The sequence below is a fragment of the Terrihalobacillus insolitus genome, from assembly GCF_028416575.1.
In the GTDB taxonomy this organism is placed as follows: domain Bacteria; phylum Bacillota; class Bacilli; order Bacillales; family Amphibacillaceae; genus Terrihalobacillus; species Terrihalobacillus insolitus.
Genome location: NZ_JAMQKB010000007.1, coordinates 164,426 through 172,976, shown reverse-complemented (window position 1 = coordinate 172,976; position 8,551 = coordinate 164,426). Strand labels below are relative to the sequence as shown.

Below are 8,551 nucleotides of genomic sequence, written 5' to 3'. Positions count from 1 at the left end.
GTTTTTATAGACTCGATTAGAGAAGTACGTTTTTGTGCCCATCGCCATTCTCCTTTCCCTTCATAACTAAATGATATCAGAACAAATGTTTGGTGTCAACACAATTTTATCTCCTCCGGAGGGGCGATTCATCCCCCACTTATTATTGGTGTTACCCACCTTCACATAATGGAAGTGGGGGTCTTCTCGCCCGTAAAAAGATAAAATGAACAAAGGAAATATAACCTTAAATATTTCTGATAGTTTGGAGTGATTATAAATGATAGATTCGTACTTTTACGACTTTATCCCAGTAGAAGTTAACTGTAATGAAATGGAACGGGAACATATTCTTGAACATTTCCCACCACCAACATTACCCGATTCTGAAGAATTCTTTGATATTCAAAATGAGCCTCCTGGTAATAATGTAAAGGTTAAAGTACTTCTTAACGAATTCAATGTACAGACAACAAAGACAAATAAACAATATCTAAAAATTATATTTAGTAATAACGCTGGTACTATTCGTGCAAAAATGTGGGATAATCAAGACGCGGTTAATAAGCATCAGCCTATGTTAGAAAATTACTCTGTTTTTGATATTGAAGGGATTGTCGATGAGTTCCGTGGACATAAATCTTTAACTATTAACCAATTAAATCCGTGTGAAGAGGAGATCAACCCTTTCTCATTATTAGCTTATACTCAACAAAGCATTGAGGATTTAACTATTGAGCTATTTTCTTACCTAAATGAATTAGAAGCACCTTACAAAGAAATAGCTTTGGCAGCTATGAGCCGATTTTGGACCCAATTTAGAATTAGACCTGCAGCAAAGGGATATCACCATAACTACTTAGGTGGCTTGTTAAAACATACGGTTGGATTAATGAGATTTGCTAGATATATTCTTAGACTTGAGGAAGATCACTATAAAGCAACAATGAAGCTTATTAGCATAGTGGAGAAAGCATATAAGAATGAGTTGTGGTCCCAATTTCAATCAGGTGGCAATCAACAGCAATTTGTATGGAAAGACACAATAGATCACCTTTACAATATGCTCCAAGGTATGATGGAGCATAAAGATACACAACCGAACTATGATTTACTAATTACTAGCATTCTATTTCATGACATCGGGAAGTTACTAGAATATGATCATGCTGGAAAAACATTTGAAGGTTTTCAATTTTTGTATCCTACAGCTGACCACTCAAATACAGATAATAGAAAACAAGCAGGAATTACAATGGACGAACTAGGTATAATGGTAGGTCACATCCCATATGGTGTTCTTATACTATCAAAGATAATTGAGCTAGAGGGAATCAATATCTCTTTGCAATCTATACATCAAATGACACACTGTATCCTATGTCATCATGGACTTCCAGAGTGGGGAGCTTGTGTTCGGAACCCTCAAACTATCGAAGGCTACATTATTCACTTTGTAGACTATTTGGATAGTAGATACGAGAACACGGAAAAGATTAAGTAAAAATCATAAATATATATGCTTTAAGTGCGTGTTCAAAAAGTCGCCGAATTAGAAGGTCGGCTAATGTTGCCACGTCCTGTGTCAAACGCAGGATCAGCCCGTCGTGGGCAAGTAGATGCGCAGCTTATCATTTGGTGACTTTTTGAACAACCTCTAATAGTTCGAAACCCCTACCATATTTTTGGTAAGGGCTTTTCAATACCTATTTGTCATCATTTTTTGGAACATAGTTAAAAATTTCACCTGTTTCAATAACCTGGATAAACTTCATCAGCCATCGATAATAGTTTTGAGCATATAACAATCGTTCCATATCACGGTTAATCTTATCAATAAGCTGCTCGTTTGTTGTATTTTTCTTCAGATTCTCTAGTTCTACCATTGCCTCTTCTGCTTCTTCTATATTTGTTTCCGTATGATGACGCCAGCGGTTTCCAAATAAAGAGGTAAATGATTTGTACCAGTCCTCTTCCGATTTATACAAATCTTTCCGTACACCCTTCTTAAAAGCTGGTTCTACCATTTTCATTTCGGAAAGCGCTCTAACACCAGTTGACATACTTGTCTTGCTCATCTCGAGTGCATCCCTCATATTATCTAGTGTCATTGGTTCATCAGCAAAGTAAAGAGCGCCATAAAGACGACCAACCGAGGAAGTGATTCCATACAAATTCATATTTTTCGCGATGACTTGTATAAATTTCTCAATCGTTTCCTCATATGCAGCCCATTCTTTTGAACTTTCGTTATTCGGCAATAGTGAACCCTCCAAAAACATATTTCGCCATTATATCTTCACATATTCTATCATTATTACCTTCATAATGCGAACACAAAACGAAAATCGTTAATATAACATCACTATCGCAAAAGATGAACCTTTCCGCTCTCTTGAGAAAGCACTTCATGCTGACTACATGTAAAGTAAATCACCTGTTGTCTTTTTGACATTTCTTTCAATAAATAAAACATTCGCTCTCCGCGTTTGTCATCAAAATGGACAAACGCATCATCTATTAGAAAAGGCAAGGAATGGGTTTGACTCATGGCTTCGCTAAAACCGATTCGTAGTGATACATACAATTGATCTGCTGTCCCCTGTGAAAGCTCATCCACCGTAAAACGCAGCCCCGATTTACTTTCTACTATTATTGGCTCATCTTTACTTGGCGGATAAACCTCCTTGTATGCTTCAGACGTTAAGACACTAAAATAGTGAGATGTTCGCTCAAAAACCATTGGGACATGCTTGTTTTGAAAAGCCACTTTCGTTTCGTGCAGCAATTCTTTCGCTGCCTGTATGACAGCCCACTTTTTCACTTGATTGTTGAGTTTTTCTTTTTCTTGATGGAAGTGGTGTCTGATCGTAGAATAGTTTTCGTTTTCCATCCTTTTAAGAACACTTTTGTATTCTGCTAATTGCTGACGTTTGCGATCAAGATCTGTTTCATGATCGGCGATTTCATTGTCATACGCCTCTATTTCCATTTGCAACTCTGTTTCTGTTTTTTCTTGTTTCTCGTCTGACAGGAGAATGGATAATTCCTGTTCAGAAAGGATGGCATGAAGCTGGTTGAACAATTCTTCTTTTTTGTTCTGCAACTGCTTCCTTTCATCTTGTTCTTTTCCCATTTTTAAATATGCTTCTTCTGTTTTCACACCTGCAGCTATCAAAAGAACACCTATTTCATCTGTATATGGCTTCATACGCTGGATTAACTTTCTCATGTTCTGCGTGCACTCTTGATATAAACGTTCATTTTGTTCGAATAAAGACTGGTTATTTCGGTGTGAGGCTTCCATTTGCTCAATTTGCTGAATCGACTCTTCTGGAAATTTATATGTCTTGCCTAAGTCTTGGAGGAGACGAGCGAGAGATTGCTCAAAAGCGCCTATATGTTGTTTTAGTTCCATTTGCTTTTCCTTTTTTTGTAGGATCGTCTTATTTTTTTGCATGCAGTTTCTTACATAGTGAAATACTTTCGGCCATGCATGTACATTAATTTTATCTAAAAACGGCAAGACTTGAATTTGTTGTTGGATCCGATTCGTGAGTTTCGTTTCTTTTTGAATGTAAAATGCTCTCCGTTCTTCTAGCTTTGACATTGCAATGGATAACTGATTGATACGATCTTGTAATTTCTCTACTCTTTCCTGCTGTCGTTCAAATGTGGCGACGATGTCCTTTGTTCTTTCAAGCTCCTGACTATCTAAATGCTGTTGTTGCTGAAGCGGATTATTTGAAAAATCATTAAAAATAGCGCGTACAGCTTGTATAGAGCGTTTAAAAAAATAAGTAGATATTCCACCAATTATAGCGAAGATGCTGGCACCTATGTAAAAGGCTGGTTGATTCCACATAACTGCACTTACAACAGAAACAATAGTTAAAACAAAAAACGTACCGAATAAAAACTTGGATTGTTGTTTGCGTTTGTTTTCCATCTCACTCCAGTGCGTCTTTTGGAAGTTTTGAAACTGTAACACTGCTTGATTGGCCTTCCGTTGTTCATCTGTCACTAACTTTTCTTTTGCCTGTTGATAAACTGCCGCGTCGGTCATTTGCTTCTCTAATTGTTCTTTGTCTTCTAGCTGCTGTCGTTTTTCATCAACCAATTCATTGTATTCCTGGTCTACAAGATTTTTCTCCGCCGTAATTTCATCCATCTGAGTCTTGAGCTGATGCCATTTATCCTCTAGATCAAACGGTAAGGATAGATGGGAAAGGTCATCGATTGAAAGTCCGATTTGCATCTGATCTAGGTCATATTGGATTTCTAGCTCTATTTCTTGAATCTCTTTTTTTAAACTAGCAAAAGATTGTCTCGCTTGCTCGTAACCCTCTTTTCCTTTTAAACAGTCATTCACCCTTTTTACTGTTTCCTCATCCATTAATAGGGAGCGTAACGTCTCCATTCTTTTTTTATATGTTGCTGCATTATCCTGTAACACATTATATTCACTTTGTAGTGGAATTAATTGTTGCTTCCATTTATGATAACGCTCTATTCCATTAGTCGGAAAATGCATGAGATCATTGTGATATTGCTTCAATTTGTTTTGGACAAGGTTACTGTGATGGAGCAAAGGTAATGCTTGTATATGTTTGTCAACTGCTACTCTTTTCTTTTTTATTTCCTGTATGGACTGTTGGATATCCCGTATTTCCATTGTTAGTGTTTCTTCTTTCTCTTTCCTATCAAGGTAAGTTTCTTCCTCCTCCTGGATCGTTTTAAATTTAGAATCAAGCTCTTGTAATTGCTTTAATTGTTTATTTATGACTGGGTTTTTTCCTTGTGGCTTAAAATAAGAAGATGCTTCTGTATCCAATTTTTTCTCAATTGCACGAACTTTGTCAGAACCCGTTAAACCTACTGCTAACAATACATTCCCAATATCTTCCTCTTTCGCCATGTATAAAGATCTCAAATCAAGTGAGCTATAAGAAAAAATAGATTGGTACGTACTGGTCGTCATGCCCTTTAATTGACCCTTTAGAAAACCTTCCCCTTGTGAACTTCCATCAGGAAAATTGATTATTGCTTCTCCATTTCTTCTGTCGTGAACTCTCTCTATTGTCCATTCCCCTTTATCTGGTGTCCAAACCGTTAAACGACCACCAATTGTTCCGCCTTTTTTCGGTCGGAAAAATTCTCTTTTCTTCGGTGGCATACCAAATAGCATAAACAAGATAAACTGACGAATGGTTGATTTTCCTGTTTCATTCTCACCAGAAATAACGGTTAAAGAAGAGCTAGAAAAATCAATCTGGAAATCCTCCCACTTACCGAAACCATATATGTTAGCATGTATTAATTTCATCGAATTCTCACTCCTCTTCCATTAACGAATGAAGTAATAAGGATTGGGCTTGTTCTATTATTTCTTCTTTATCTTTATCGGTTAATCGATCCACATATTTTCTTGCCTCGCGATGTGACAGTATTGGTTCTAAATAATGTTCCAATTTCTTGTAGTCTTCAGATAATCGCAAAAGTTCCCCAACAAAATGCTGACCTTTTTTTAATTCATTTTTATCCCAAATATCAACGGAGTGAACCGAGTAATCTTGGATGATCACAAATGGATCTGCCTCTTCATAGCTTTCATGAATCAAATCAAATATTTCGTTTATATAGCCATTGTGATACCAATCATCCAATTTTTCGTTATTGCTTCTTAACTCAACATTTAAAATAATAGATCCAAACTGTGCACGAATATCATCAATATGTCTTTCAACTTTATGTGTCAGTTGTTGCACATCACTACAAGTACTTATATCGATTGTCACGTTATCAAATTGTATCGTTTGGAGCGGACAAAAGGTGAGTTTGCAATCATTCTGTGCTAACTCCACGTAGTAACAACCTTTTTCGCCCTGTTCTTTTTTCGAGCGTCCTTGAAGATTTCCAGGATAAACAATCGGCGGATTCTCCTTTAGTATCTCACGTTTATGGATATGTCCAAGTGCCCAATAATCCATTGGGATACGGTTCAAGTCGCCGAGTTGAAAGGGTGCATATACATCATGTTCTGTGTTTGTACTTATACTGCCATGGAGCATACCGATATGAAACCTATTTTCGTCTGTGGTGTAGAATTCATTTGCTTTATTTTGAAAAATCGCTCTATTTTCATAGCTAAACCCATAAATGTTGGCTAATGGTATGCCGTCGCGTTCATGTGTGAAGTGTGTGACTTTTTCGCTTTCAAAGAGATGCACATTGGAAGGATAATGAAAAGAAAAAGTTCGACCACTTGTATAATCGTGATTGCCAAAAGACATGTACACATCTATATTTTGACTTTGTAGCCTCTGAAAGGATTGCTTTAGTTTCAACTGTGCTCTCAAGCTTTGTTTCGCACCATCAAATAGATCACCGACCATTAAGACAAAATCCACCTGTTTTTCAATTGCTAGGTCAACTAAACGCTCGAGTGCGTGAAACGTGCTATCTTTCATTTTGGTAAATGTTGATCCTTGAACATGACTTAACCCATCAAAAGGGCTATCCAAATGTAAATCAGCGCAATGTATAAAGGAAATTCTTTTCTGCATGTTCACTTTCCTCTCATGGTCTTCTCTATATCTCTATTAAAACACGAAAACGTGTTCGTAGTAAACAATTTCCGTCTCATTTTCCAATTTTGAATGTCAACTTCGAAAACCTTTCTTTGTCTTGACGTATTTTTTTGAAAAATAAGCAGGAATTAGAGTGTGAATCAAGAATAATTAATTTAAGTAAATGGATTAGTCTTAGGGGGATTTGACGTTTTGAAAACATATACACTTACTGTCTTTGAAAAAAGCGGAGCAAAATTGTTGGATGTGACATTTGAAGCAACAAATGATGAGGAAGCAAAAAAAATTGGTGGCAACCGATTGAGCGAAGAAGGGTATTTGAACCATACACATCGCTGTGTTTCACCTAATGGGAAACTCCTATTGTTTCATCGTTAAAGTGCGAGGCTGTCCTAGTATGAGGCAGCCTTTTGTGTAAAATTGTTTCTGAAGGACAAGGTTTTTATATTAGAAAAAGAATTGTTTACACTTAAACGCAATGAATAATCTGGAAAACACTGGAATTATAGCAGTGCTTTCCACTATATCGTGTATAGGATCAAAACTATTTTGCTCTTTATTCGCCTGTGAAAAATGGTTTGCGCTTGGATAAAAAGGCTTCTACACCCTCTTGATGATCTTTTGATTTTCGCAGTTCTAATTGCTTATTTTTTTCCTGCCTTAGGTATTGAATAAGCTTTTCTTTTTCAAACTGGTGATAGATTTGTTTGGTAGCGATCATCGACTTTAGTGGTTTTAATTTTAACTTCTCGGCACGTTGTTGGGCTGCTACTATTACATCTGTTTCAACTACCTCATCAATGATATTTTGATTAAATGCCTCCTCAGCACTAAGCTGCAATCCATCCCATATAAACTGCTTAGCCTTATGGGTGCCTATCCTGCCTTCGAGCCAGTAATGTCCTCCCCCATCAGGAATAAGGCCAATCCCAATAAAATTCATGGCGATTTTTGCTTTTTGATTTGCTAACACATAGTCGGCGGTTAAGGCAATACTCAAGCCTAGTCCAGCAGCAGGTCCATGTATGGCCGATAGAACGATCTTGGGCATCAGAAACAGCTTTGAAACAATACCTTCTACATCATCCATCACCTTTTCAAATGCCGCTTCATCTGCAGTTTGCTTCATCATCGTAATGTCTCCACCAGCACAAAATCCATTGTCATCACCAGTTAAGACAAGTATTTGATCCGTGTTTTGCATGACTCGTCCTAATATATGATTGAATTCTGCCAGCATTTCACTATTGAGTGCATTGTAGCGTTCCCCTCGTTGAATTCGTATTGTAGTAATGCCCTTTTCACTCTCGATATGAAAATTCGCCATTGTTTTTCATCTCCCCATGATCCATTTATATAGAGTGTTTCTATAAAGCCAGTGAGAATTCCTTCTTTTGCAAAAGATGGATACCCAGCTAACGTCTAACACGTCCTGTGTCAAACGCTGATCATCCCGTCGAGGGCAAGCAGATACACAGCTTATCATTTGGCGACTTTTTGAACATCCTCATAAAAAAACCTCATTCTCCAAAAAAGGGAATAAGGTTTCTTCATTACTGCTGATCCTGCTCCTGTGTGCCGTATAGTTCTTCTAATGGTTTCGTGATAATTTTACTGACGTCGTTAATGAGCACATTTAATTGTTGTTCTTTTTCCATGAGTTTTGAAATATCGGGATGCTGTTGAACGAGCTCGACAACGTTTTGCGCCTTCTCTACTTGTTCCTCCGAAATTTCCTCCCCTTGCATTTGCTTTTCCTGCAATTCAATCTGAATGTCCCTGAAATTTTCAAACATTTTCTTAGCTGATTCATCACCCATTACTGCAAGATACGATTCCTTTAATCCTTTAAATTCATCACTTTCACGAATTGATTTTTCTAGATCGTATGCACTATCATAAATATTTGGCAAAATGAAATCCTCCTCTATTGTAACTCCGATTCCACCCCACTATAACAAACCAAAAAAGCGATGTATAGT

At 37.1% G+C, this 8,551-nt stretch carries 7 protein-coding genes; 2 read left to right on the top strand and 5 right to left on the bottom strand.

The features are described 5' to 3' along the window. The first annotated feature begins 259 nt into the window (after nucleotides 1-259). On the top strand, nucleotides 260-1,483 hold the full coding sequence (locus NC797_RS09315) for an HD domain-containing protein (RefSeq protein ID WP_272436506.1): 1,224 nt from the start codon (nucleotides 260-262) through the stop codon (nucleotides 1,481-1,483). A gap of 202 nt (nucleotides 1,484-1,685) precedes the next feature. On the opposite strand, the gene NC797_RS09310 is transcribed toward NC797_RS09315, so the two are convergent. The 3 genes from NC797_RS09310 to NC797_RS09300 all read right to left on the bottom strand — a co-directional run bounded on the left by NC797_RS09310 (nucleotide 1,686) and on the right by NC797_RS09300 (nucleotide 6,545). After that, nucleotides 1,686-2,240, bottom strand: coding sequence for a GbsR/MarR family transcriptional regulator (locus NC797_RS09310; protein ID WP_272436505.1), 555 nt, complete (start codon nucleotides 2,238-2,240; stop codon nucleotides 1,686-1,688). Between the two features lie 104 nt (nucleotides 2,241-2,344). Next, the gene (locus NC797_RS09305; RefSeq protein WP_272436504.1) at nucleotides 2,345-5,305 is read right to left on the bottom strand and encodes an AAA family ATPase; all 2,961 of its coding nucleotides are present in this window, start codon (nucleotides 5,303-5,305) and stop codon (nucleotides 2,345-2,347) included. Nucleotides 5,306-5,312: 7 nt separating this feature from the next. Then, nucleotides 5,313-6,545, bottom strand: coding sequence for a metallophosphoesterase family protein (locus NC797_RS09300; protein WP_272436503.1), 1,233 nt, complete (start codon nucleotides 6,543-6,545; stop codon nucleotides 5,313-5,315). A 216-nt stretch (nucleotides 6,546-6,761) separates the two neighbouring features. Here NC797_RS09300 and NC797_RS09295 point away from each other — a divergent pair, with 216 nt between their 5' ends. Continuing rightward, a complete protein-coding gene (locus NC797_RS09295) occupies nucleotides 6,762-6,947 on the top strand; it encodes a YhzD family protein (protein ID WP_272436502.1) in 186 nt (61 codons plus the stop codon). A gap of 178 nt (nucleotides 6,948-7,125) precedes the next feature. On the opposite strand, the gene NC797_RS09290 is transcribed toward NC797_RS09295, so the two are convergent. Further along, a complete protein-coding gene (locus NC797_RS09290) occupies nucleotides 7,126-7,896 on the bottom strand; it encodes an enoyl-CoA hydratase (protein ID WP_272436501.1) in 771 nt (256 codons plus the stop codon). Between the two features lie 226 nt (nucleotides 7,897-8,122). Further along, nucleotides 8,123-8,482 (bottom strand): YlbF/YmcA family competence regulator, encoded by a 360-nt coding sequence (locus tag NC797_RS09285; protein ID WP_272436500.1) that lies wholly within the window; start codon nucleotides 8,480-8,482, stop codon nucleotides 8,123-8,125. Between the last annotated feature and the right edge of the window lie 69 nt (nucleotides 8,483-8,551).